The following is a 23,802-nucleotide window of genomic DNA, read 5'->3' as shown; positions in this document are numbered from 1 at the left end:
GTGGGCGGTCTCAGGCCAACTCGACTGGCCTGAGACCGCGACTACCATGGTGGCAGATCCGCGAAAGCAGATCAGTGGTTCACATCGGGCTGCTCACACAGATCGGCGCGTTCCGCGCCTGCTCCACACCGATCGGCGGCGTGAATGGGTGTCAACAAGGGGATCGGCAAGTACGGCCGTCGCGTCGCGGCGAAGGCCAAGCGGGAGGTCACCGGCTTGTTCCGGGCCAAGCCGCACGATCCCGGGCACCCGGTCCCGCCGCCCCGGGAAATCGCCCCGGCCGAGCACGTCGCCGCCGCCGGGGAGCCGGTGTGGTCGCCCAAGTCCGGCGGCACCTGCGCCAGCAGCGACGTCGAGGGCCGGATCCGCGGCTACGCCTCGGCGACCAGCGTGAACCGGGGGTCCGGACTGGACTTCATGGTCTCGGTCGACCCGCCGCAGCCCTACACCGTCGAGATCTTCCGGGTCGGTGCCGAGGATGTCAGTGTCCTGAAGACCGAACCGCTGTCGGGCAAGCCGCAGGAGTGGTCCCGGCTGGACCTGTCCACCCGGACCATCACCTGTTCCTGGACCCCGACCTGGCACCTGGACGTCCCGGCCGAGTGGCGCAGCGGCATCCACGTCGCCAAGCTGCGCACCGAGGACGGCCTGCAGACCTGTGTCCCGTTCGTGGTCCGGGACGACGCGGCGGCGCACGACATCCTCGTCGGCCTGCCGTTCCCGACGTACCAGGCGTACAACGAGTACCCCAAGGACAAGAAGACCGGCGCGAGCCTTTACTACGCCTGGGAAGACGGCAAGATCCACACCGAGGGCAAGGCCGCCACCAAGGTCAGCCACGACCGGCCGTACCACGTCACCGGCCTGCCCGCGAACTTCGACCTGGACACCGCGTTCGCCACGTGGATCGAGTTCTGGGCCGACGCGCACGGCAAGACCGTCGGGTACGCCGACAGCGCGGACCTGCACGACGGCACCGTCGACCCGACGCGTCACAAAGCCCTGATCTTCCCCGGGCACGACGAGTACTGGTCGGCGCCGATGCGCGACGCGCTGGACAAGGCCATCGCCAACGGCGCCCACGTCGCGTTCCTGGCCGCGAACAACGTCTACTGGCGCATCCGGCTGGAGGACGGCGGCCGTACCGTCGTCTGCTACAAGAACCGCCCCGATCCCGGAGCCGCCACGGCGAACGAGCGCACCGCGCAGTGGCGCCAGACCGGACGCCCCGAGCAGGCCGTGCTCGGCGCGCAGTACGTCTCGACGCTGAAGGGCACCGCGCCCCTGGTCGTCGACAACGCCGGCCACTGGTTCTGGGAGGGCACCGGCGTGCGCGACGGCGAGCGCATTCCCGAGCTGCTCTGGGGCGAATGCGACCAGGTGCAGCCGTGGGTCCGGAGCCCCGAGGGGGTGGAGATCCTGGCCGCCTCGCCGTACCTCGGCCAGGGGCAGCCGCGGATCCAGCACACGGTCCTGCACCGCACCCCGGCCGGCGGCCTGGTCTTCGACGGCGGGACGTTCCACTGGGCCAAGGGCCTGTCCGCGCACGGGATCGCCGACTCGCGGATCCAGCGCGCGACCGCGAACCTGTTGACCAGGATGCTCGGCGAGTAGTCGGCCCGGCGCCCGGGCGAGTGGCCGGCCCGGTGCCTCGGCCAGGAACGGGCAGGGGAGCGCATCAGTACCCTGTCGGCCTCCCGATCAGCAGCGGACCAGCACCCGGTCCGGACGCCCGTCCGGGCCCGCCGCGAAGCCGACCGACGGCGGCGGCACCTGCTCCAGGCCGACGACCTCGGTGCCGCGGAGCGACGCCCGCTCCAGCGCCTCGCGCATCCGCGGCGACCACACGTCCGGCCGGAACCGGACCCGGCGGTAGGCGCCCGGATCGACGAGGCCGGCGTGCAGGTCCAGGCTGGTCGCGAAGTCGGTGTCCACCAGCGCCTGCACGAACGCGGCGTCGGCGGCGAACGCGGGCGGCAGCCCGTCGCCCGCGAACGGCCGGTCCAGCGACACCGCCCGGGCCCGCCGCACCTCCGCCGTGGGCCACGGATTCGCCGCCGCGTAGGCCGCGAACGGCAGGATCGTCAACGTCGGGAACCCGGCGGCCAGCGGCGCGCGCACGACGAAGGGCACGTAGGCGCTGCGCCCGCGCAACGCGACCATCGACAGCAGCGGCGCCTCGACACTGAAACGCGCGACATACAGGCCGGGCGGCCAGGACTCGGGGATGTCGAGCAGCAGTGACGGCTCCCAGTCGCACCATGTCAGCGGGACCCCGACCCCGTCGTCGAGCGGATCGGCGCGCAGCATGCTGCCGATTCCGGAGCCGGAGCGGACGGGCTCGCCGAAGATGTCGGAACAGCCGGCGGCCGGTCCACGACCGCTGATCTGCTCGCGACCGCCGACGTGCTCGCGACCGCCGCTCCGCGCGCCGTCGCCGAAGTGCGCGCGTCCGCCGACTTGCCCACCGCTGTCGGTCGAGTCACGATCGTCGCCGCCCGCCCCGCGACCGGATCGGGTCGCACGATCCGACGGATTCCCGCCACGGCTGCCGGATCCGCTCCTGGCCCCGTCGCCGAGCCCGCTGCCCGACCCGCTGCCTGGGCCACTGCCCGAGCCACTGTCCGAGCCGCTGCCTGACCGGCTGCCGAACGCCCCGAACCTGTCGCGCCCCGCCCCGCCCCCGATCCGCATCCACGCCACCGAGGCGCCGTCCTGGTCCTCGCCGGCGAAGCGCACGGCGGGCGTCGGCACCGGGGTCCCGATCCGCCGCACCGCGACCGAGCAGGCGGTGCGGCCGGGGACCGAGACGCGGAATTCCATCGTGCCGCCGGCCGGGGCGCTCGGGAGGGAGGCGTAGGCCTGCACCGCGCGCACGGCTCCGGCGCGGCGGCGCACGCCGGACAGCGGCAGCGGGAGGGCGGGCCTGCGGGTCTTCATACCCGGCCACCCTGCCAGGCGGGCCGGTGCGAGTGCCCTTCCTACCCACCTGGGCCATGCCGCAATCCTCCGATCGGGTCAGAAAAACTCGATCTTCTTCACCCGATCAGCGCATCATTTGACCGACTTGCAGCGCGGCGCGAGGGCCCGGGCCTACCCTTGGGCAATGGACCTGGCTCAGGCAGCGCCGGTCGCCAGCGACCCGGCACCGGCATCGGATCAGCACGCGCATGTCCTCGACATCGCCGCGCACTTCGTACCCGAGCTGGTCCTCTTCCGCCGCGACCTGCACGCCAATCCGGAGCTGAGCCGTGCCGAATTCCGGACCACGGCGGCGATCGCGGCCCGGCTGGAGCGGGCCGGACTGAGCCCGCGGGTGCGCGGCGTGGGCAGCGGACTGGTCTGCGACATCGTCCCGCCCGGCACCGAGAAGCTCCCGTTCCTGGCCTTCCGGGCCGACATCGACGCGCTCCCGGTCGAGGAGAACAACGAGCTGGAGTTCCGCTCGCGGGTGCCCGGGGTGATGCACGCGTGCGGCCACGACATCCACGCCGCGGTGGTGCTGGGCGCCGGCCTGACCCTGGCCGAGCTGGCCCGGGCCGGCCATCTGCGGCGCCCGGTCCGGCTGATCTTCCAGCCGGCCGAGGAGGCGATGCCCGGCGGCGCCCTGGACCTGATCGCCGAGGGCGCGCTGTACGGGGTCAGCAAGATCCTGTCCATCCACTGCGACCCGAAGCTGGACGTCGGCCACGTCGGCCTGCGCACCGGCCCGCTGACCGCGGCCTGCGACATGGTCACGCTGATGCTGGACGGCCCCGGCGGCCACACCTCGCGCCCGCACCTGACCGCCGACCTGGTCTACGCGCTGGCCTCGATCGTCACCGAGGTGCCGGCCGCGCTGTCCCGCCGGATCGACCCGCGGGCCGGTCTGTCGCTGGTCTGGGGCCAGATCGCGGCCGGCAGCGCGGCCAACGCCATCCCCAGCGCCGGCAGCGCCAAGGGCACCATCCGCACCCTGGACCAGGACGCCTGGAACCAGGCCCCGGACGTGGTGCACGAGCTGATCGACGCGATCGCCGCCAAGTACGGCGTCAAGCACACCATCGAGTACGTGCAGGGCGTCCCGCCGGTGGTGAACGAGGCCGAGTCGGTCGCGCTGCTGCGCACCGCCGCCTCCCGGTCCCTGGGCGGCGAGGCCGTGGTCAGCACCCCGCAGTCGCTCGGCGGTGAGGACTTCGCCTGGTACCTGCAGCGGGTCCCGGGCGCCATGGCCCGCCTGGGCGTGCGCACCCCCGGCGACAAGGCGATGCGCGACCTGCACCAGGGCACGTTCCTGGCCGACGAGGGCTCGATCGCGGCCGGGGTGCGGATGCTCGCCACCGCGGCGCTGGTCGACTGGATCGGCTGAGGCGTCCGCCGCGGCGGTGTCAGGGCCGTGCGTCGGGGCTGTTCCCAGGGATGGCTGCTCCCAGGGAAGGCTTGCCCCGGCACAGTCCTGTTCCGGGTAAGGCCGGTCCGGTGACCGGACCGCGTCCGCACCGCGACCGGAATCCAACGGGCACAAGGCGGGAAAACACCGCCGATCGCCCCTGACCGCCGGGTACCGACCACGGGTTGGTACCCGATGTCCCTTTCACGGCCTTCGCCGGTGACCGACGCGTGCGCCCCGTAATCCTGCGGAAGCGTCGTGCGATCATGACGAAAACGTTGCCAGGATCCGGGATCACAGGTGTATTGCGATGTGGCCGCGCAAGCGCTGAACTGACTGACCGGTAGGTCGCGCCTGCATACGCTGTCTACCGTTGTCCACATCGTGGCTGTGTAATCGAAAAGATCTGGAGGGGGAGCCGTGCGCACCACCAACATGACCAGGATCGCCTCCGCCGCTGTCGTGGTGGCCCTGGCCGCCGCGGGCTGCGGCTCGAAGTCCACGCCCGCCGCCTCGGGTTCGTCCAGCTCCACCGGCGCCGCGAGCACGTCCAGCTCGTCCGCGGGCGCCTCGTCGTCGAGTTCCTCCTCGGGCGCCGCGACCGCGAACTTCAACGCCTGCATGGTGACCGACACCGGCGGCATCGACGACCGCTCGTTCAACGCCTCGGCCTGGGCCGGGATGCAGGCCGCCGAGAAGGACGGCAAGGCCAAGGTCCAGTACCTGCAGTCGACCAGCGAGAACGACTACGTCCCGAACATCACCGCGCTCGAGGCCAAGAGCTGCAACCTGATCGTCACCGTCGGCGGCCTGATGGCCGACGCGACCAACGCCCAGGCCGAGGCCAAGACCAGCCAGAACTTCGCGATCGTCGACCACGGCGCGAACAGCGACAAGACCAACCAGCCCGAGCCCAACGTGCACGGCCTGCAGTTCAACACCGCGCAGGGCGCGTTCCTGGCCGGCTACCTGGCTGCCGGCAGCTCCAAGTCCGGCGTGGTGGCCACCTGGGGCGGCCTGAACATCCCGCCGGTGACCATCTACATGGACGGCTTCTGGGAGGGCGTCCAGTACTACAACAAGGCCAAGGGCAAGAGCGTCAAGGTCCTGGGCTGGGACGAGACCAACCCGGCCGGCGGCTCGTTCTCCAAGTCGTTCACCGACACCAACCAGGGCAAGTCGCTCAGCGACGGCTTCATCAACCAGGGCGCGGACATCATCTTCCCGGTCGCCGGCGGCGCCGGCCGCGGCGCCACCGCCTCGGCCAAGGGCGGCAAGGCCAAGGTGATCTGGGTCGACACCGACGGCTGCGTCTCGGACGCCGACGACTGCTCGGTGTTCCTGGCCTCGGTCACCAAGGGCATCGACACCGCGGTGAAGAAGGTCGTCGAGGACAGCGCGGCCGGCAACTTCAAGGGCGGCACCCAGGACATCCTGGACCTGTCCAACGGCGGCACCGACCTGGTCTACGGCAAGCAGCTGGGGTCGGCGGTCCCGAGCGACCTGCAGAGCGAGATCGCGGCGCTGAAGGGGCAGATCACCTCCGGCGCGATCAAGATCAACTCGCCGAGCCAGCCCAAGTAAGTCCCGGCAAGTCCAGGTAGGTCCTCGAGAAGCGGCAATCCCCTGATGCGACTGGAACTCCGTGGCATCACCAAGACGTTCGGGTCGGTGGCGGCGAACTCCGCCATCGACCTGACCGTCGAACCCGGTGAGATCCACTGCCTGTTGGGCGAGAACGGGGCCGGCAAGTCGACCCTGATGAACATCCTCTACGGTCTGCTGACCCCGGATTCCGGGGAGATCGTGGTGGACGGCGAGGCGCGCGAGTTCCGGTCGCCGCGCGACGCGATCGCGGCCGGGATCGGCATGGTGCACCAGCACTTCATGCTGGTCCCGGTGTTCACCGTGGCCGAGAACCTGATGCTGGGCCACGAGGATGCCCGGGGCGGCCCGCTCGGCTGGCTGGACCGCCGCCGGGCCAAGGCCGAGGTCGCCGAGGTCTCGGCCCGGTACGGGCTGCCGGTGGATCCCGACGCGCTGGTCGAGGACCTGCCGGTGGGCGTGCAGCAGCGCGTCGAGATCGTCAAGGCCCTGATGCGGGACGCCCAGGTGCTGATCCTGGACGAGCCGACCGCGGTGCTCACCCCGCAGGAGACCGAGGAGCTGTTCACGGTCATGCGCGGGCTGAAGGCGGCCGGCAAGTCGGTCGTGTTCATCACCCACAAGCTGCGCGAGGTCCGCGCGGTCGCCGACCGGATCACCGTGATCCGGCGCGGCACCGTGGTGGGCCAGGCCGATCCCGGCGCCAGTGCCCGCGAGCTGGCCTCGCTGATGGTCGGCCGCGACGTCCGCCTGGTGGTGGAGAAGGAGCCGCGCCGGCCCGGTGAGGTGGCGCTGGCCGTGCGCGGCCTGTCCGTGACCGACGACCGCGGCTGTCTGGCCGTGGACGACGTCTCCTTCGACCTGCACGCCGGCGAGGTCCTCGGGATCGCCGGGGTCCAGGGCAACGGCCAGACCGAACTGGTCGAGGCCATCACCGGACTGCGCCCGGCCCAGGGGTCGGCGGAGCTGCACGGGCAGCAGCTGATCGGCGCCTCGCCGGGCAAGGTGCTGCGGATGGGCCTCGGGCACGTTCCGGAGGACCGCCGGCACGACGGTCTGGTCCCGGACTTCTCGATCGCCGAGAACCTGGTGCTGGACGCGGCCGGCCAGGCCCCCTACGGCAGTGCCCTGATGCTGGACCTGGACGCCATCGCCAAGAACGGCGCCGACCGGCTGGCCGAGTTCGACATCCGTGCCGAGTCCGCGCGGACCCCGGCTGCCGCGCTGTCCGGCGGCAACCAGCAGAAGGTGGTCGTGGCGCGCGCGCTGCACCGCGACCCGCGCCTGCTGATCGCCTCCCAGCCGACCCGCGGCGTGGACGTCGGCGCGATGGAGTTCATCCACAAGCGGATCATCGAGCAGCGCGACGCCGGCAAGCCGGTGCTGATCGTGTCCACCGAGCTGGACGAGATCACCGCGCTGTCGGACCGGATCGCGGTGATGTACCGCGGCCGGATCGTGGCCGTCGTGCCGCCGGACACCTCCAACGAGGAGCTCGGCCTGCTGATGGCCGGCAGCGATCCGGAGGACGCGGCCGCGGCGGCGGAGTCCGGTGCGGCGGATGTCGAAGCGGTTGATGCCGTCGAAGCCGACTCGGCCGATGCCGTTCCGGGACCGCGCGCCGCCTCCGACGAAGAAGCATCCGCCGAAGAGAGCAGTGAGACCGCCGATGAGTAACCGGCTTAAGCGAATACTCGTCGGGATCGCCTCGGCCAACACCGTCACCGTCACGGTGCTGGCGTTCGTCCTGGCCGTGGTGATCGGCGGGATCCTGATGATCCTGTCCGACCAGCAGCTGCTGCACGAGTGGGGCTACGTCACCAGCGTGCCCGGCGACGCCTTCAAGGACTCCTGGCACAAGGTCGCCGACGGCTACGTGGCCATGTTCCACGGCGCGATCTACGACCCGAGCGCCAAGCAGGCGGCGCGGCCGATCGAGAACACGATCGTCAACGCCACCCCGCTGGTGTTCGCCGGGCTCGCGGTCGCCGTGCCGTTCCGGGCCGGCCTGTTCAACATCGGCGGCCAGAGCCAGCTGATCATCGGCGCGGTGTGCGCCACCTGGGTCGGCTTCACCTTCTCGCTCCCGCTGCCGCTGCACGTGCTGCTGGTGATCGTCGCCGGCATGGTCGGCGGCGGCCTGGTCGGCGGTCTGATCGGGCTCCTCAAGGCGCGGTTCGGCGCGCACGAGGTGATCAGCTCGATCATGCTGAACAACATCGCCCTGGGCGTGCTGGCCTGGCTGATCAGCACCAAGGCGTTCCACGACCCGAAGCGCCAGGACGCGATCAGCAAGCCGGTCAAGGACTCCGCGCTGCTGCCGCACATCCACGGCAGCAGCCCCGAGATCAACCTCTCCACGCTGCTGGCGATCGTGGCGGTGGTCGCGGTGTGGTGGCTGATGTCCCGCTCCACCCTCGGATTCCGGCTGCGGGCCGTGGGCTCGAACCCGGACGCCGCGCACACCGCCGGCATCTCGGTGACCCGCACCCAGGTCTACGCCATGCTGATCGCCGGCGCGCTGATGGGCCTGGTGGCCGTCACCCAGGTCAGCGGCACCCTGTCGGCCTCGCACGCGATGACCAACACCCTGGACAACGGCATCGGCTTCACCGGCATCACGGTGGCCCTGCTGGGCCGCGGCAAGCCGGTCGGGGTGGCGCTGGCGGCGCTGCTGTTCGGCGCGCTGAACGCCGGCGGCCGGGTGATGGAGGCCTCGACCCAGCCCACCGTGCCGCACGACGTGGTGACCGTGCTGCAGGCCATCATCGTGGTCTTCGTCGCCGCGCCGCTGCTGGTGCAGGAGATCTTCCGGTTGCGCGACGTCCGCCGCGACGGCTCCGGGGCGGCGCCCTCGGTGGCCCCGGCCACGGCCGTCGACTCCGCCGTGGAGCCGGTGCTCTGATGCGTCCCCACCGCCCCGGCGCACCCGGGCCCGCCAAGACGTACGTTCCCGTCCCGGCCGTCCCGGCCTCGAAGGTGGAGGTCTGCTGATGGCCGTCGCGACGATAGCCGCACCCGCGGCCCTGGCCGCCCCGGAGACCGACACCCGGCGCTACACCGCCGCCGCCGCGCAGATCGCCATGGGCCTGGTGGCGCTGTTCGCCTTCGGGCTGGGCAGCCGCACCGCGCACGGCGCCGACACCACCTTCGGCCTGACCCTGCTGTCCAAGTCCGGCACCCACGTCCCGGACTGGGTGTTCCCGGCCCGGCCGGCCGTCGTGGCGCTGGCCCTGGTCTGCGTGCTGGCCGGGATCGCCCGCTTGGCCGGGCGGCTTTCCCGCACCTGGCGCCTGGCCAGCACCTCGCTGGTGCTGTTCTGCTTCACCTTCGCCTTCATGGCCTGGAGCGCGGCCGACCCCAAGGGCGGCGAGCGGCTGATCATCCCCTCGCTGCTGAACTCGATGGTGGTGGCCGCCGTCCCGCTGGTGCTCGGCGCGCTCGGCGGCGTGGTCGGCGAGCGCTCCGGCGTGGTGAACGTGGCCATCGAGGGCCAGCTGCTGTTCGGCGGCTTCATGACCGCGCTGGTCGGCTCGGCCACCAAGAACCTGTTCATCGGGGTCGTGGCCGGGACCCTGGCCGGCGCCCTGATGGGCCTGCTGCTGGCGGTGCTGGCCATCCGCTACCTGATCGAGCAGGTCGTGCTCGGCGTGGTGCTGAACCTGCTGGCCCTGGGCGTCACCGGCTTCCTCTACAAGTCGCTGATGCAGACCAACCAGAGCTCCTACAACAGCGTCACCCAGTTCGGCACGGTCCGGATCCCCGGCCTGGCCTCGATCTGGGTGGTCGGCCCGGTGCTGTTCGACCAGCCGCTGATCATCTACCTGACCGTGGCGCTGGTGGTGCTGGTGCACCTCGGGCTGTTCCGGACCCGCTGGGGCCTGCGCACCCGCGCGGTCGGCGAGCACCCGGCGGCCGCCGACACCGTCGGTATCAAGGTGCTGCGACTGCGGTACGGCAACGTGATGCTCGGCGGCGCCTTCGCCGGTCTGGGCGGCGCCTGGCTGGTCGGCAACGTCGGCAACTTCACCGAGTCGATGACCAACGGCAAGGGCTTCATCGCGCTGGCCGCGGTGATCTTCGGGCGCTGGTCGCCGTTCGGGGCGCTGGCCGCCGCCGCGCTGTTCGGCTTCACCGACGCGCTGGCCAACCAGACCTCCTCGCTCCAGCTGCCGATCCCCTCGGACCTGCTCAGCACCCTGCCCTACGTGGCGACGCTGTTCGCGGTCGCCGGGCTGATCGGCAGGGTCCGGGCCCCGGCCGCCGACGGTAAGCCCTACGTCAAGGGCTAGCGGTTACGCTGTCGGCCATGGAGATCGACTGGCCCGCCCTGCGCACGGCGGCACGGGAAGCGATGGCGCGCGCGTACGCGCCGTACTCGGGATTCCCGGTGGGCGCCGCGGCGCTGGCCGACGACGGCCGGATCGTCGCCGGCTGCAACGTGGAGAACGCCTCCTACGGCCTGACGCTGTGCGCCGAGTGCGGTCTGGTGTCCGCGCTGCACGCCTCCGGCGGCGGCCGCCTGGTGGCGTTCGCCTGCGTGGACGGCGCGGGCGCGGCGCTGATGCCGTGCGGCCGCTGCCGGCAGCTGCTGTTCGAGTTCGGCGGCCCCGGTCTGCTGGTGGACCTGGGTCCCGACGCGGAGCCGACGACGATGTCGGACCTCCTCCCGCGGGCCTTCGGCCCCGACAACCTCAGCTAGGGACTGTTCATGGACGCCATCACCGTCATCCGGGCCAAGCGCGACCGCGCGGAGCTCACCGACGAGCAGATCGACTGGATCCTCGCCGCCTACACCGACGGCCGGGTGGCCGACGAGCAGATGTCCGCACTGGCCATGGCGATCCTGCTGAACGGCATGAACCGGCGGGAGATCGCGCGCTGGACGCAGGCGATGATCTCCTCCGGCGAGCGGATGGACTTCTCCGCGCTGTCCCGGCCGACCGTCGACAAGCACTCCACCGGCGGCGTCGGGGACAAGATCACGCTGCCGCTGGCCCCGCTGGTCGCGGCCTGCGGCGCGGCGGTCCCGCAGCTGTCCGGGCGCGGGCTGGGCCACACCGGCGGCACCCTGGACAAGCTGGAGTCGATCCCGGGCTGGCGCGCGCGGCTGTCGAACGCCGAGCTGCTCGCGGTCCTGGAGCGGGCCGGCGCGGTGGTCTGCGCGGCCGGCGACGGGCTGGCCCCGGCCGACCGCAAGCTCTACGCGCTGCGCGACGTCACCGGCACCGTGGAGGCGATCCCGCTGATCGCCTCCTCGATCATGTCCAAGAAGATCGCCGAGGGCACCGGCGCGCTGGTGCTGGACGTGAAGTGCGGCAGCGGCGCGTTCATGAAGGACTTCGCCGACGCCCGCGAACTGGCCGAGACCATGGTGGCGCTGGGCACCGACCACGGGGTGCGGACCAGTGCCCTGATCACCGCGATGGACAATCCGCTGGGCCGCACCGCCGGCAACGCGCTGGAGGTCCGCGAGTCGGTCGAGGTGCTGGCCGGCGGCGGTCCGGCCGACGTCCGGGAGCTGACCCTGGCGCTGGCCCGCGAGATGCTCGCCGCGGCCGGCCTGGACGGCGTCGACCCGGCGGCCAAGCTGGACGACGGCTCGGCGATGGACGCCTGGCGGCAGATGATCGGCGCGCAGGGCGGCGACCCGGACGCCGAGCTGCCGACGGCCAAGCAGACCCACGTGGTCACCGCCGACCGGGACGGCGTGCTGGTCGGCATGGACTCCTACCGGGTCGGGGTGGCGGCCTGGCGGCTCGGCGCCGGCCGGGCCCGCAAGGAGGACGCGGTGCAGGCCGGCGCCGGCGTGCAGTGGCACGCGGTGCCCGGCGACGCGGTCACCGCCGGGGCCCCGCTGTTCACCCTGCACACCGACACCCCGCAGACCTTCGAGGCGGCGCTGGAGAGCCTGGCCGGGGCCTGCGAGATCGCCGCGCCGGGCACGGAGTTCACTGCGCCGCCGCTTGTCCTGGACCGGGTCGTCGCCGTGACCGGGTAATGTCTCGGCATGGACGAAGCGCTGATTCGCAGGGCTCCGAAAGCCCTGCTGCACGACCATCTCGACGGTGGTCTGCGCCCCGGGACGGTCATGGAGCTGGCCGACCGGTTCGGATACGAGGGACTGCCGGAGTTCGACGGCACGGCCGAGGGCCTGGGCCGCTGGTTCGCCGCGGCCGCGGACTCCGGGTCGCTGCCGCGCTACCTGGAGACCTTCGCGCACACGGTCGGCGTCATGCAGCACGCCGAGGCGCTGTACCGGGTGGCCGCGGAGTGCGCCGAGGACCTGGCCGCCGACGGCGTGGTGTACGCCGAGTCCCGGTACGCGCCCGAGCAGCACTTGGAGGCCGGGCTGACGCTGGACGAGGTGGTGGAGGCGGTGGACGCCGGCTTCCGCGAGGGGGAGCGGCGGGCCGCGGCGGCCGGCCGGCCGATCAAGGTCACCACGATCCTCACCGCGATGCGGCACGCCGCGCGCTCCAAGGAGATCGCCGAACTGGCGGTCCGGCACCGGGACCGCGGCGTGTCCGGGTTCGACATCGCCGGGGCCGAGGCCGGCTATCCGCCCACCCGGCACCTGGACGCCTTCGAGTACCTGCGCCGGGAGAACTTCCACTTCACGATCCACGCCGGCGAGGCGTTCGGGCTGCCCTCGATCTGGGAGGCGCTGCAGTGGTGCGGCGCGGACCGGCTCGGGCACGGCAACACCATCATGGACGACATCCTGATCGACGCCGAGGGCCGGGCCACGCTGGGTCGGCTGGCGGCGTACGTCCGGGACAAGCGGATCCCGCTGGAGATGTGCCCGACCTCCAATCTCCAGACCGGCGCCGCGGCGTCGTACGGAACTCATCCGATCGGGGTGCTCCGCGAATTGCACTTCCGGGTGACGGTGAACACCGACAACCGGCTGATGAGTTCCACCTCGATGACGCGCGAGTTCGCCGAGTTGCACAAGGCCCACGGCTACTCCCTGGACGACATGCAGTGGTTTACGATAAACGCCCTGAAGTCGGCCTTTCTGCCGTTCGACCAGCGCCTGGAGCTGATCAACGGCCTGGTGAAGCCGGCCTATGAGCAGTTGCGTCAAGAGACGTCGGAACTGTCCGCTTAAGGCGGAACACGGACGCCGGAATGCGCGCCGAATCGGTTCTGTTAGGTGCGCGGGGAACTCACCTCTTCGGAGGACGAGGCCTTGGATTCTCCTTCTGTTTGTCGGTACCTTGCGTATTCGCCGCGTCGCACACCGCGATCGTGGTCCCCTGAGACAACTCGCGAGGTATCACCGATGTCGAAGGTCACCCCCAGCGCACTGCGCGCTCTGAGCGTCGCCGCCGGCACTGTCGGCCTGGCCGCCGTCGGAGCCGCGGCCGCCGCGCCCGCCGGCGCCGCGGCCGGGCTGCCGGGGCTCGGCAGCGGCCTCCCGCTCTCGACCAACGCGCTGTCCGCCTTGAAGGGCCTGACCGCCCACAACGGCGGCCAGATCGCCGGCGTGCCGATCGCCGGGCTGCCGGTGCTGGCCCAGCTGCCGGAGGCCATGGACGCGGCGGGCCCCGGCCTGCAGAACGTCCCGGGGCTGTCCGGCATGGACTTCGGGAGCCCGGAGGCGCAGACGCGCAGCCGGCTGGCCGAGCCCGGCCGCCCGAGCCCGGCGCACGGCGGTCCGGGCACCATGCTCCCGAACGGCTCGGCCACTCCCAGCGCGGCGGCCGCGCAGACCGCGCAGATCATCCAGGCGGCGGCCGCGCAGGCCGCGGCGCACCCGGCTCCGGCCGCGGCTCCGCCGGCGGCGCCGCCGAAGGCCAACGGCCCGCTGGACAACCTGCCGGTGGTCGGCGGGCTGGCCGGCAACCTGCCGCTGCTGGGCGGCGCCAGCCCGCTGGACTCGCTGCCGGTCGGCGGCCTGGCCGGTGGTCTGGGCCACCTGGGCTGACCGGGCCGGGCCGGCTGGGCTGACCTGGCCGACCGGGCCGGGCCGACCGGGCTGGGTCGACCGGGCCGGGTCGACCGAGCTGGGTTGACCAGGCCGGGCCGGCCGCGCCGGGTGGACCGGGGGAAGCGGTCACGGCGTCCGAGCCGATCGCATCCATCGAACCCGTCGAATCCGTCGAATCCATCGAACCCGTCGAACTCCGTCCGACTGATCGAACCGGTCGTGGCGCCCGAGCCGATCGAGCCGATCGAACCGATCAGGTCCGGCGGCCGTCGGGATTGTCGTCCCCGTACCGCCCCGAAGCTTTGCGAACCACGAACCCGGGCCGCCGACCGGTAGAGCCGGCGGCCCGGATGCCACCCGTGCGATCAGGGCACGGACATACTCCGGCGATCAGCCGGTTGATATAGGTGATTCTTTCCGGCGGCCGCGCCGATTCCCGAAGGGGAGTCGCGCGGCCGCCGCGCTGTGGGCCCGGCGGCGTCAGTTGCCGACCGCGCCGGGGCTGGGGGTGACCGCCGTCGGCTTGCCGACCAGCTTCGGGTCGCTCGGGCTGCCGAGCAGGTACAGGCAGTCCTGCCATTGCGAGGAGCCGCCGAGGGGCAGGTCGAACAGGGTGGAGGAGGCCTTGCCGTCGGGGTGGTTGCGCCAGTACCGGTCGAAGGAGCAGGTGAGCTGCAGCAGGGCGAACGGGTGCAGCTTCAGCGGATTGGTCACCCGGTACTCGTGCGCGACGTCGGTCTTCTCCAGCGCCAGGTCCGCCGGGACGTAGGTGACGTAGCCCTCGCCGCACTGCTCCTCGTCGGCGCCGGCCAGCATCTGGACCAGATCGGTGACGGTCTTCGGCTCCTTGGGCAGGTAGCAGGTGACCTCCCGGGCGTTGGAGCTGGTGCCGGTGAACAGCACCAGCGGCACCGGGTACCGGGCCTCGGAGGGCAGTGTGGACGGCGACCCGCTGGAGGCCGTCGTGCTGAACGGCGCCGTCTTGGACGTGTTCACCCCGGTCGACTGGACGCCGCAGCCGCTCGCGGCGAGGGCCAGACCGGCGGCCAGGATGACGGCCGCAGCCGGTCGCCTCATACGTGTGCCTTCTGTTCCTGGAGCGGCAGGCGCAGTGTGAACACCGCGCCGCCCTCGGGGTGGTTGCCGCCGCCGAGCTCCCCGCCGTGGATGTGGGCGTTCTCGAACGCGATCGACAGGCCCAGGCCGCTGCCCTCGGACCGGCCGCGGGCCTTGTCGGCCTTGTAGAAGCGCTCGAAGATGTGCTCCAGCGCGTCCGGCGGTATGCCGGGGCCGTGGTCCCGGACCTCCAGCAGCAGGTTCGGCGGCCGCACGCCGATGGCCAGCTCGACCGGGCCGTCCCCGCCGTGCTTGATGGCGTTGCCGACCATGTTCGCGACGATCACGTCGATCCGGCGCTGGTCGACCGCGACGACCAGCTGCTCCGGCACGTTCAGCGCCACCCGGCCGGTCCAGCCGCGGGCGTCCAGGCAGCCGTGCACCAGCTCGACCAGGTCGACGTCCTCGCGCCGCAGCTCGGCGGTGCCGGCGTCGAAGCGGGAGACCTCCATCAGGTCCTCCACCAGGCGGGCCAGCCGCCGGGTCTCGGTGACGATGAGCTGGGCCGCCGGCGCGCTCTCGTCGCCGACGTCGGTGGCCTCCTCCAGCATGTCGGTCACCGCGGTCATGGCGGTCAGCGGGGTGCGCAGCTCGTGGGAGACGTCCGCGACGAACCGCCGCGAGGAGGCCTCCAGCGAGCGCAGCTCGGCGATGGAGCGCTCCAGGGCGTCCGCGGTCTCGTTGAAGGTGCGCGAGACGTCGGCGACCTCGTCGTTGCCGCGCACCTCGACCCGGGTGTCCAGGCTGCCGGCGCCGAGCCGGCGGGCCGCGATCCCCAGGCGCCGCAACGGCAGCAGCACGCCGCGCGAGGCCAGCAGGCCCAGCGCCAGCGAGATGGCGATGGCCACGGCCGAGGCGATGGCCGAGTTCTGGGCCAGCCGGTCCAGGTCCTCCTGCTGGGGCTCCAGGCTCACGAAGTCGTAGACCTCCAGCCCGTTGGGCTGCACCGAGCTGCCGATGATCAGGTAGGGCACGCCGTTGACCTTGGTGCGCTCCCACGCCACGCTTTTCTTCGCCGCCGCCCGCAGGTTGGCCGGGACCGAGTCGTAGCCGAGTGTGGGCTTGGTCGTCCCCGGCGTCATCTGGTCCTGGTACAGCACCCAGTCGTTGCCCCCGGCGGTCGCCAGGTTGCCGGCCAGGTTCACCAGGTTCGCCGACGAGGAGGGCTTGGCGTCCAGCAGGTCGGTGAGGTTCTGGTTGACCGCGGCGTTGAACTGCTGCATCGAGGTCTCGTTTATCCGGTTCATCAGCGAGGTCCGGGTCAGCACGTAGGAGACGCCGGTCACCGCCGCCGAGGTCAGCAGCGCCACCGCGGCGAACGCGGCCAGCAGCCGCATCCGCAGGCCGGTGAGCCGCAGCGGGCGCCGGTGCCGCTGCCGTTCGCGCTCGGCCCGGCGGGGCAGCTCCGGGCGGTTCGCCCCCTTGGGGCTGCGCGGGGGTCCGGGCCTAAGCACGCGGGGGGTCCAAGCGGTAGCCGACGCCGCGCACGGTCTTGATCAGCGTCGGTTCGGCCGGGAGGTCCTCGACCTTGGCGCGCAGCCGCTGCACGCAGGCGTCGACCAGGCGGGAGTCGCCGAGGTAGTCGTGCTCCCAGACCAGGCGCAGCAGCTGCTGGCGGGACAGGGCCTGGCCGGCGTGCCGGGACAGCTCCATCACCAGCTTCAGCTCGGTCGGGGTCAGCGGGATCGGCACGCCGCGTTTGCTCACGGTCATCGCCGAGCGGTCGACGGTCAGGTCGCCGTACACCGCCACGTCCGAGGTCTCGCGCTCGCCGCGGCGCAGCACGGCGCGGATGCGGGCGTCCAGGACCCGGGGCTGCACCGGTTTCACGACGTAGTCGTCCGCGCCGGACTCCAGGCCGACCACCACGTCGATGTCGTCGCTGCGGGCGGTCAGCAGGATGATCGGGAGCTGCTCGGTGCGGCGGATCTGGCGGCACACCTCGAAGCCGTCGACGCCGGGGAGCATCACGTCCAGCACGATCAGGTCCGGGCGCACGGTCTTGTAGGCGGCCAGTGCCTCCTCCCCGCTGGCGGCGGTGGCGACCTGGTGGCCCTGACGGGTCAGGGCGAGCTGGAGCGCCGTGCGGATGGCGGCGTCGTCTTCGACCAGGAGCAGGGACGGCATGGTCACATTGTGCCTTGACCTGGGCGGCTCTCAGGAAGTCCTCAGGATCGGGCTGTTGCACGGCTGTGACACGGCGGGGACGAAGCACGGAACGGTGGCCGCGACGCTACTACTCATGACCGCTTATGCCCCCGACGCCATCGGCGCCCGCGACGACTTCTCGGAGTATGTCGCCGCCCGCCGGTCGACGCTGCTGCGCGCGGCCTGCCAGCTGACGCCCAATCCCGCCGATGCCGAGGACCTCCTGCAGGAGGGGCTGGTGAAGGTGTACGGGGCGTGGAACCGGATAGCCGACAAGCGGGTGGCGCACGCGTATGTGCGGCGCACCATGTCGAACCACCAGATCTCGCAGTGGCGCCGCCACCGGGTCGAGGAGTATCCGTCCTCTGACGACCTGCCGGACGCCGCGGTGTGGGACCTGGACACCGAGCGGGTCGAGCTGCGCACGGTGCTGCACCGCGCGCTGGCCGCGCTGCCGCACCGTGACCGCCAGGTTCTGGCGCTGCGTTATTACGGTTCGTACACCGACTCCGAGATCGCCGAGCGGCTCGGCATGTCGGTCGGGACGGTCAAGTCGACCCTCTGGCGGGCCTTGCGCAAGCTGCGGGAGAACGGGGCCGTGCGCACCTTGCACGCGGACCTTGTCGCCGCCTGAACTGTCGCTAAACCCGTCGTAGGTTACGGAGCCGACCCGAGTCGGTAATTCCTTGGTAAAGCCAAACCGGCGTCAATCGCCTGATTCCGCAATCACCTGACGGCTTTATGTTCCCGCGCCCGTGGTTGTATGGAAGGCTGTCTGCCGAAGACTGACCGACTCACAGTTAGGGGCTCTAGAGGTTATGCCTCCGATAGCTCAGCGCCTGCGCGAACCGGCGGCCTTTGTGCTGCTCGCGTTCGGCGCCATCAGCACCCTGTTCCACTCGATCACGTTCCTGTTCGGCCCGGGCCAGAACAACAACGGGTTCGGCGGTGGGCCGTCCTTCTCGGACCGTGCCTACCTCAACGCCGGCACGCTGGTGAGCATCGAGGTCGTCGTCGCCCTGCTGGGCGCCGTCTGGCTGGCGCACCTGCAGACGCCCCTGAAGACCGCCAAGATCGTGTCGCTGATCGCGCTGATCGCGATCGGCGTCGCCGACCTGTTCGGCGTGGTGGCCCTGTTCGCCGGGTTCGGCGCGGACGGCCCCAGCGGCTGGGACAAGACCCAGAGCTTCTTCATCACCGTGGCCGCGCTCGCGGTCGCCGGCGTGGCGTCCTGGCTGATCCTGGGCTACTTCCAGCAGCACGCTCCGGTCCGCCCGGCCGGCGGCTACGGCCAGCCGCAGCCGCAGGGGCAGTGGGGCCAGCCGCAGCCGCAGGGCCAGTGGGGTCCGCCGCCCCAGCAGCAGCAGCCGCCGCAGCCGCAGCAGCAGTGGGGTCCGCCGCCGCAGCAGCAGACCGCGCCGCCGCAGCCGCAGTGGGGTCAGCCGCAGCAGTCGCCGGACGCCGACGCGATGATGACGCAGGCCATCCCGACCGTCCCGCCGGCGGGCCAGCAGCAGCCGCCGCAGCAGGGCGAGGGCGGGCTGCCGATCGGCAACTGGACCGCCGAGTAAGGGTTCGCAGATCGAGGACCCGCCGTGGGCGGGGCTTTGCCAGGGGTCGGCCTTCGGGCCGGCCCCTTTGTGCTGCTGCTGTGCCGGCCCGGTATTTCCTCGCGGTGGGCAGTCCCTCTGAATTCACTCTGAGCTGCCGAGCGCTGTTTCTCTCGCGGTATCAGGGCAGGAGCGAGTGCACGATCGGCACTTCCCGCAGTGGCAGGCCGTCGTGGAAGGGCGCGGTGATCGGGAACGTCGACAGCTGGGCTCCGCCGACCGGCACCCTGACGGTGTTCGACAACAGGTCCAGCGGGCCGCCGGCCAGCGGGTAGAGCTTGATGTAGTCGAGCCCGTCGGCCACGTCGTGGGAGGACACGGCCGAGAGCGCCTCGGGGACCGCGGTCCAGCCGCCGGAGTCGTCCGGGGCGTGGGTGGCGGCCAGGGCCGCCGGAGCGCCGGCCAGCGCGATACCGGTCAGGGTCGCCAGGCCCAGGGCGCGGGTCGTGGCTCGGTGGTTCTTGAACATGTCCGCACAACGACGGCGGGTGCCCCGCCGTTACGGCGTGGGCACCCGCTCTCGAATTAATGTATTGATAGGCTGAGCGCTGGATCGGGTGTCGGGTCCGGTGTCGCGCCGAATTTAATGTCGGGTCCGGTGTCGGGTGTCGGGTGTCGGGTCCGGTGTCGGGCCGGGGCCCGGGTCAGATCCCGATCGGGTGCCACACCGTCTTGGTCTCCAGGAACGGCTTCATCCGGCCCAGGCCCGGGTCGGCGCTCCAGTCCTGGGCCGCCCTCGGCCGCACCACCCGCTTCAGGTTCTCCGCCGCCGCGACCTCCAGCTCCCGTGCCAGGTCCGAGCCGGCCGCGACGCCGGCCAGGTCCAGGGCGTTCACGTCCAGGTGCGAGGCGAGCCAGGGGGCGAGCTCGGCCGTGGAGCCGGTGAGCAGGTTCACCACCCCGCCGGGCAGGTCCGAGGTGGCCATCACCTCGCCGAGGGTCACCGCCGGGACCGCGCAGGCGTCCGGGGCCACCGCCACGACCGTGTTCCCGCCGACGATCGCCGGGGCGATCACCGAGGTCAGGCCGAGCAGGGTCGGCGTCGCGGGGGCCAGCAGGGCCACGACGCCGGTCGGCTCGGGGGAGGAGATGTTCCAGTACGGGCCGGCCACCGGGTTGGCCGCGCCGAGGACCTGGGAGAGCTTGTCGGACCAGCCGGCGTACCAGACCCAGCGGTCGACCGAGGCGTCCACCTGGGCGTGGGCGGCGTCCAGCGGTCCGCCCTCGACGCTCGCGATCTGCTGCGCGAACTGGTCGCGCCGCTCCTCCAGCATCTCGGCGACGCGGTAGAGCACCTGTCCGCGGTTGTAGGCGGTCGCCTTGGCCCAGCCCGGCTGCGCGGCGCGGGCCGCGCGCACGGCGTCCCGCGCGTCCTTGCGCGAGGCCTGGGCCGCGTTGGCGATGAACTCGCCGCCGGGAGCGGTCACCGGGTAGCTCCGTCCACTTTCCGAGCGCGGGAAGGCGCCGCCGATGTAGAGCTTGTAGGTCTTGCGCACCGCGGAGCGCGCGGTCGGGGACGTGTCAGACATCGAGGTAAGCCTCCAGACCGTGGCGCCCGCCCTCGCGGCCGTACCCGGACTCCTTGTACCCGCCGAACGGCGAGGTCGGGTCGAAACGGTTGAACGTGTTGGCCCACACCACCCCGGCCCGCATGCGCTGCGCGAGCCACAGGATGCGCGAGCCCTTGTCGGTCCAGACGCCGGCGGACAGGCCGTAGGCGGTGTTGTTGGCCTTCTCCACGGCCTCGGCCGGGGTCCGGAACGTCAGGACGCTGAGCACCGGGCCGAAGATCTCCTCGCGGGCGATGCGGTGGGCCTGGGAGACGCCGGTGAAGACGGTCGGGGCGAAGAAGAAGCCGCGCTCGGGCAGCTCGCAGGGCGGCGACCAGCGGGTCGCGCCCTCGGCCTCGCCGGCCTCGGTGAGGGTCCGGATCCGGGCCAGCTGCTCGGCGGAGTTGATCGCGCCGATGTCGGTGTTCTTGTCCAGCGGGTCGCCCACGCGCAGCGTCCGCATCCGCTCGCGCAGCCGGTCCACGACCTCCTCGGCCACCGACTCCTGCACCAGCAGGCGGGACCCGGCGCAGCAGACGTGGCCCTGGTTGAAGAAGATCCCGTCGACGATGCCCTCGATCGCCTGCTCCAGCGGGGCGTCGTCGAAGACCAGGTTCGCGGCCTTGCCGCCGAGCTCCAGGGTGACCTTCTTCGAGGTCCCCGCGACCTGCTTGGCGATCTGTCGCCCGACCTCGGTGGAGCCGGTGAACGCGACCTTGTCGACGCCCGGGTGCGCGACCAGGGCCGCGCCGGTGGCGCCGGCGCCGGTGAGGATGTTCACCACGCCCGGGGGCAGATCGGCCTGCTGGCAGATCTCGGCGAACAGCAGGGCGGTGAGCGGCGTGGTCTCGGCGGGCTTGAGCACCACCGTGTTGCCGCAGGCCAGGGCCGGGGCCACCTTCCAGGCCAGCATCAGCAGCGGGAAGTTCCACGGGATCACCTGGCCTGCGACGCCCAGCGGCTTCGGGTCCGGGCCGAGGTTGGCGTGCGGGAGTTTGTCGGCCCAGCCCGCGTAGTAGAAGAAGTGCGCGGCGGCCAGCGGGATGTCGACGTCGCGGGACTCCCGGATCGGCTTGCCGTTGTCCAGCGACTCCAGGACCGCCAGCTCGCGGGCCCGCTCCTGGATGATGCGGGCGATCCGGAAGAGGTACTTGGCGCGCTCGCGGCCGGGCAGCCGGGACCAGACCTCGTCGTAGGCGCGGCGGGCGGCGGCCACGGCCCGGTCCACGTCCGCGGCGTCGGCCAGCGCGACCTCGGCCAGCACCTCCTCGGTGGCCGGGTTGACCGACTTGAAGGTGCCGGCCGAGCCGTCGGCGAACTCGCCGTCGACGAACAGGCCGTAGGACGGCTTGAGGTCGACGACCGACCGGGACTCCGGCGCCGGGGCGTATTCGAACAGGCTCATGGTCAGTCCACCGTCACGTAGTCGGGGCCGGAGTACACGCCGGTGGCGAGCTTGCGGCGTTGCAGCAGCAGGTCGTTGAGCAGGCTCGACGCGCCGAACCGGAACCAGTCCGGGTCCAGCCAGTCCGGTCCGGCGGTCTCGTTCACCGTCACCAGGTACTTGATCGCGTCCTTGGCGGTCCGGATGCCGCCGGCCGGCTTCACGCCGACCTGCCGCCCGGTCTGCGCCCGGAAGTCGCGGACCGCCTCCAGCATCAGCAGCGTGACCGGCAGCGTCGCGGCCGGGCTCACCTTGCCGGTGGAGGTCTTGATGAAGTCGGCGCCGGCCAGCATGGCCAGCCAGGAGGCGCGCTTGACGTTGTCGTACGTCGCCAGCTCGCCGGTCTCCAGGATCACCTTCAGGTGGGCGTCGTGGCCGCCGGTGCGGCACGCGGCCTTGACCGCCGCGATCTCCTCGGCGACCGCGGCGTACCGCCCGGCCAGGAACGCGCCGCGGTCGATGACCATGTCGATCTCGTCCGCGCCGGCCTCCACCGCCGCGACGGTGTCGGCGAGCTTCACCGCCAGCGGGGCCCGCCCGCTGGGGAACGCGGTGGCCACCGCGGCGATCTTGACGCCGCTGCCGGCCAGCGCCTCCTTGGCGGCGGCGACCATGTCGCCGTAGACGCAGATGGCGGCGACGCTCGGGCAGTCCTCCTGGGCGGGCTCGGGCCGGATGCCCTTGGCGCACAAGGCCCGGACCTTGCCCGGGGTGTCGGCACCCTCCAGCGTGGTCAGGTCCACCATCCGCACGGCCAGGTCCAGGGCCCGGGCCTTCGCGGTGGTCTTGATCGATCGGGTTCCCAGCTTGGCGGCCCGGGCGTCGGCACCCACCTGGTCCACCGGCGCAAGGCCGTGGAGGAGGCGGCGCAGGCCCGCGTCGTCGAGGGCGAGTTGTGCGGTCACCCGACCACGGTAGCCAAGGGCTCCGGCCAGGAGAAATGGCAGGTCTTGCCGATCACTACTTCGTCACGATTGGTTCGCGGTCCCAGCGGTCGGGACATCCGATGGCAGAATCGGGTCTATGCGACTCAAATCCCCGTCGACGAACGACGCCCCGGCGTCGCCCGCCGAGAAGCCCACCTCCTACCGCACCGTCGGCTCCCTCGGAACCGGCGCCCTGCTGGTGGTCTTCGGCGCGATCTTCCTGTTCGCGTTCAGCCTGGGATCCGAGAAGCACCCGATCGGCGCCACCCTCGGCCTCCTGATGATCGTCGGCGGCACCATCGGCGGCCTCTACCCAGCCGCCTTCAGCTACCCCGACCACCTCCTGATCCGCAACCCCTTCCGCCGCATCGAGGTCGCCTGGCCCCGCGTCGACTCAGTGACCGCCCGCCTGTCCACAGTCGTGCAGACCGTCCCCGAAGAGGGCAAAGCCCGCAAGTTCACCATCTGGTCCATCCCCGTCTCGATGCACGAACGCCGCAAATCCGACCGCGCCGCCTCAAAGAAGATCCGCCAGATCAAGTCCGAAGCCGCAAAGCAAGCCACCAGCGCCGGCGACATCGCAGGCGGAGCCCTCGGCGCAGCCGGCTACGGCCGCCCCCGCGCCATGCGCCAGGACCCCCTGGAGACGATGGCCTTCGCCGACCAGGCGGTGGTGGAGATGCGGGACCGTCAGCGAGCGTGCTCCACGTCGGTGGAGAAGGCGGCTGGGACTACGGTGACGTGGACTTGGTACACGGTGGGGCCGTTTGTGGTGGCGGCGGTTTTGGTGGTTTTGGCTGGGGTGGGGGTTTTTTAGGCTTTGGTGGGGGGCTGGAGGCTGGGGGCTGAGGGCTGAAGGCCAAAAGCTAAAGGCTAAAGGCCAAAAGCTGGGTAAGGCAGGCGCCTCCGGCGAGGGCCTCTGATCCCTCGGAGAACTGGCGCTGCTCCATAGGGGGGTCTGGTTAGTCTCTGCGCTGGCGGTTTGTGGGGTGGGGGTTTGTTCTCCTCGCTCACGTCGGCAGCCCTACGGGTACAGCACCGCCGCCCAGGTATCAAGTCCATGCCGCTGCGGTGATGGTTGTTGGGCTGCGGTTGGGT

The 23,802-nt window shown here is 71.7% G+C and carries 21 protein-coding genes; 13 read left to right on the top strand and 8 right to left on the bottom strand.

Going from position 1 to position 23,802, the window contains the following annotated elements:
• Positions 1 to 144: 144 nt before the first annotated feature.
• Positions 145 to 1,614: a N,N-dimethylformamidase beta subunit family domain-containing protein gene (locus tag ABD481_RS42610; protein ID WP_344671620.1), complete on the top strand. Its 1,470-nt coding sequence runs from the start codon at positions 145 to 147 to the stop codon at positions 1,612 to 1,614.
• Between the two features lie 87 nt (positions 1,615 to 1,701).
• Here the strand turns inward: ABD481_RS42610 and ABD481_RS42605 are convergent, their stop codons facing one another.
• Positions 1,702 to 2,940 (bottom strand): N,N-dimethylformamidase beta subunit family domain-containing protein, encoded by a 1,239-nt coding sequence (locus tag ABD481_RS42605; RefSeq protein ID WP_344671619.1) that lies wholly within the window; start codon positions 2,938 to 2,940, stop codon positions 1,702 to 1,704.
• Between the two features lie 166 nt (positions 2,941 to 3,106).
• On the opposite strand from ABD481_RS42605, the gene ABD481_RS42600 reads away from it, so the two are divergent.
• From ABD481_RS42600 to ABD481_RS42560, 9 genes are all read left to right on the top strand, one after another.
• Positions 3,107 to 4,348, top strand: a complete 1,242-nt coding sequence (locus tag ABD481_RS42600) for an amidohydrolase (RefSeq protein ID WP_344671618.1) — start codon at positions 3,107 to 3,109, stop codon at positions 4,346 to 4,348.
• Positions 4,349 to 4,789: 441 nt separating this feature from the next.
• The gene (locus ABD481_RS42595) at positions 4,790 to 5,953 is read left to right on the top strand and encodes a BMP family lipoprotein (protein WP_344671617.1); all 1,164 of its coding nucleotides are present in this window, start codon (positions 4,790 to 4,792) and stop codon (positions 5,951 to 5,953) included.
• A gap of 45 nt (positions 5,954 to 5,998) precedes the next feature.
• On the top strand, positions 5,999 to 7,651 hold the full coding sequence (locus ABD481_RS42590; protein WP_344671616.1) for an ABC transporter ATP-binding protein: 1,653 nt from the start codon (positions 5,999 to 6,001) through the stop codon (positions 7,649 to 7,651).
• On the top strand, positions 7,644 to 8,879 hold the full coding sequence (locus ABD481_RS42585; RefSeq protein ID WP_344671615.1) for an ABC transporter permease: 1,236 nt from the start codon (positions 7,644 to 7,646) through the stop codon (positions 8,877 to 8,879). The genes ABD481_RS42590 and ABD481_RS42585 overlap by 8 nt, the downstream gene beginning before the upstream one ends.
• Before the next feature lie 88 nt (positions 8,880 to 8,967).
• Complete coding sequence (locus ABD481_RS42580; protein WP_344671614.1) at positions 8,968 to 10,266, top strand: ABC transporter permease; 1,299 nt, start codon at positions 8,968 to 8,970, stop codon at positions 10,264 to 10,266.
• 17 nt (positions 10,267 to 10,283) lie between these two features.
• On the top strand, positions 10,284 to 10,676 hold the full coding sequence (locus ABD481_RS42575) for a cytidine deaminase (RefSeq protein WP_344671613.1): 393 nt from the start codon (positions 10,284 to 10,286) through the stop codon (positions 10,674 to 10,676).
• A 9-nt stretch (positions 10,677 to 10,685) separates the two neighbouring features.
• Positions 10,686 to 11,975, top strand: coding sequence for a thymidine phosphorylase (locus ABD481_RS42570; protein ID WP_344671612.1), 1,290 nt, complete (start codon positions 10,686 to 10,688; stop codon positions 11,973 to 11,975).
• Positions 11,976 to 11,984: 9 nt separating this feature from the next.
• A complete protein-coding gene (locus ABD481_RS42565; RefSeq protein WP_344671611.1) occupies positions 11,985 to 13,088 on the top strand; it encodes an adenosine deaminase in 1,104 nt (367 codons plus the stop codon).
• A 174-nt stretch (positions 13,089 to 13,262) separates the two neighbouring features.
• The gene (locus tag ABD481_RS42560; protein ID WP_344671610.1) at positions 13,263 to 13,907 is read left to right on the top strand and encodes a hypothetical protein; all 645 of its coding nucleotides are present in this window, start codon (positions 13,263 to 13,265) and stop codon (positions 13,905 to 13,907) included.
• A gap of 483 nt (positions 13,908 to 14,390) precedes the next feature.
• On the opposite strand, the gene ABD481_RS42555 is transcribed toward ABD481_RS42560, so the two are convergent.
• The 3 genes from ABD481_RS42555 to ABD481_RS42545 are packed head-to-tail and all read right to left on the bottom strand — an operon-like array spanning position 14,391 to position 17,153.
• On the bottom strand, positions 14,391 to 14,987 hold the full coding sequence (locus ABD481_RS42555; protein ID WP_344671609.1) for a hypothetical protein: 597 nt from the start codon (positions 14,985 to 14,987) through the stop codon (positions 14,391 to 14,393).
• Positions 14,984 to 16,480: an ATP-binding protein gene (locus ABD481_RS42550; RefSeq protein WP_344671608.1), complete on the bottom strand. Its 1,497-nt coding sequence runs from the start codon at positions 16,478 to 16,480 to the stop codon at positions 14,984 to 14,986. The genes ABD481_RS42555 and ABD481_RS42550 overlap by 4 nt, the downstream gene beginning before the upstream one ends.
• Positions 16,473 to 17,153 (bottom strand): response regulator, encoded by a 681-nt coding sequence (locus tag ABD481_RS42545; protein ID WP_344671607.1) that lies wholly within the window; start codon positions 17,151 to 17,153, stop codon positions 16,473 to 16,475. The genes ABD481_RS42550 and ABD481_RS42545 overlap by 8 nt, the downstream gene beginning before the upstream one ends.
• 115 nt (positions 17,154 to 17,268) lie before the next feature.
• Between ABD481_RS42545 and ABD481_RS42540 the strand changes: the two genes are divergently transcribed.
• Together ABD481_RS42540 and ABD481_RS42535 are read left to right on the top strand one after the other, a co-directional pair.
• Positions 17,269 to 17,808 (top strand): SigE family RNA polymerase sigma factor, encoded by a 540-nt coding sequence (locus ABD481_RS42540; protein ID WP_344671606.1) that lies wholly within the window; start codon positions 17,269 to 17,271, stop codon positions 17,806 to 17,808.
• A 184-nt stretch (positions 17,809 to 17,992) separates the two neighbouring features.
• A complete protein-coding gene (locus tag ABD481_RS42535) occupies positions 17,993 to 18,745 on the top strand; it encodes a hypothetical protein (RefSeq protein ID WP_344671605.1) in 753 nt (250 codons plus the stop codon).
• Between the two features lie 160 nt (positions 18,746 to 18,905).
• On the opposite strand, the gene ABD481_RS42530 is transcribed toward ABD481_RS42535, so the two are convergent.
• The 4 genes from ABD481_RS42530 to deoC all read right to left on the bottom strand — a co-directional run bounded on the left by ABD481_RS42530 (position 18,906) and on the right by deoC (position 22,683).
• Positions 18,906 to 19,253 carry a hypothetical protein gene (locus ABD481_RS42530; protein WP_344671604.1) on the bottom strand — a complete coding sequence of 116 codons (348 nt, stop codon included), beginning with the start codon at positions 19,251 to 19,253 and terminating at the stop codon, positions 18,906 to 18,908.
• Positions 19,254 to 19,428: 175 nt separating this feature from the next.
• A complete protein-coding gene (locus tag ABD481_RS42525) occupies positions 19,429 to 20,313 on the bottom strand; it encodes an aldehyde dehydrogenase family protein (protein WP_344671603.1) in 885 nt (294 codons plus the stop codon).
• Positions 20,306 to 21,733 (bottom strand): aldehyde dehydrogenase family protein, encoded by a 1,428-nt coding sequence (locus tag ABD481_RS42520; protein WP_344671636.1) that lies wholly within the window; start codon positions 21,731 to 21,733, stop codon positions 20,306 to 20,308. Before ABD481_RS42520 ends, ABD481_RS42525 begins: the two co-directional genes overlap by 8 nt.
• An 8-nt stretch (positions 21,734 to 21,741) precedes the next feature.
• Entirely contained in the window at positions 21,742 to 22,683 is a 942-nt protein-coding gene (gene deoC / locus ABD481_RS42515; protein WP_344671602.1) for a deoxyribose-phosphate aldolase, read from the bottom strand.
• Positions 22,684 to 22,801: 118 nt separating this feature from the next.
• On the opposite strand from deoC, the gene ABD481_RS42510 reads away from it, so the two are divergent.
• Positions 22,802 to 23,521 carry a hypothetical protein gene (locus tag ABD481_RS42510; protein WP_344671601.1) on the top strand — a complete coding sequence of 240 codons (720 nt, stop codon included), beginning with the start codon at positions 22,802 to 22,804 and terminating at the stop codon, positions 23,519 to 23,521.
• Positions 23,522 to 23,802: the final 281 nt, after the last annotated feature.

The organism is Catenulispora yoronensis (assembly GCF_039531695.1).
Lineage (GTDB): Bacteria > Actinomycetota > Actinomycetes > Streptomycetales > Catenulisporaceae > Catenulispora > Catenulispora yoronensis.
Note: the sequence above shows the minus strand (reverse complement) of the source record. Positions and strands in the feature narration are given on the sequence as shown.

Coding starts and splice junctions, on each gene's coding strand:
- ABD481_RS42610 (WP_344671620.1), top strand. CDS start 145: ATGGGTGTCAACAAGGGGATCGGCAAGTACGGCCGTCGCGTCGCGGCG.
- ABD481_RS42605 (WP_344671619.1), bottom strand. CDS start 2,940: ATGAAGACCCGCAGGCCCGCCCTCCCGCTGCCGCTGTCCGGCGTGCGC.
- ABD481_RS42600 (WP_344671618.1), top strand. CDS start 3,107: ATGGACCTGGCTCAGGCAGCGCCGGTCGCCAGCGACCCGGCACCGGCA.
- ABD481_RS42590 (WP_344671616.1), top strand. CDS start 5,999: ATGCGACTGGAACTCCGTGGCATCACCAAGACGTTCGGGTCGGTGGCG.
- ABD481_RS42585 (WP_344671615.1), top strand. CDS start 7,644: ATGAGTAACCGGCTTAAGCGAATACTCGTCGGGATCGCCTCGGCCAAC.
- ABD481_RS42580 (WP_344671614.1), top strand. CDS start 8,968: ATGGCCGTCGCGACGATAGCCGCACCCGCGGCCCTGGCCGCCCCGGAG.
- ABD481_RS42575 (WP_344671613.1), top strand. CDS start 10,284: ATGGAGATCGACTGGCCCGCCCTGCGCACGGCGGCACGGGAAGCGATG.
- ABD481_RS42570 (WP_344671612.1), top strand. CDS start 10,686: ATGGACGCCATCACCGTCATCCGGGCCAAGCGCGACCGCGCGGAGCTC.
- ABD481_RS42565 (WP_344671611.1), top strand. CDS start 11,985: ATGGACGAAGCGCTGATTCGCAGGGCTCCGAAAGCCCTGCTGCACGAC.
- ABD481_RS42560 (WP_344671610.1), top strand. CDS start 13,263: ATGTCGAAGGTCACCCCCAGCGCACTGCGCGCTCTGAGCGTCGCCGCC.
- ABD481_RS42555 (WP_344671609.1), bottom strand. CDS start 14,987: ATGAGGCGACCGGCTGCGGCCGTCATCCTGGCCGCCGGTCTGGCCCTC.
- ABD481_RS42545 (WP_344671607.1), bottom strand. CDS start 17,153: ATGCCGTCCCTGCTCCTGGTCGAAGACGACGCCGCCATCCGCACGGCG.
- ABD481_RS42540 (WP_344671606.1), top strand. CDS start 17,269: ATGACCGCTTATGCCCCCGACGCCATCGGCGCCCGCGACGACTTCTCG.
- ABD481_RS42535 (WP_344671605.1), top strand. CDS start 17,993: ATGCCTCCGATAGCTCAGCGCCTGCGCGAACCGGCGGCCTTTGTGCTG.
- ABD481_RS42530 (WP_344671604.1), bottom strand. CDS start 19,253: ATGTTCAAGAACCACCGAGCCACGACCCGCGCCCTGGGCCTGGCGACC.
- ABD481_RS42525 (WP_344671603.1), bottom strand. CDS start 20,313: ATGTCTGACACGTCCCCGACCGCGCGCTCCGCGGTGCGCAAGACCTAC.
- ABD481_RS42510 (WP_344671601.1), top strand. CDS start 22,802: ATGCGACTCAAATCCCCGTCGACGAACGACGCCCCGGCGTCGCCCGCC.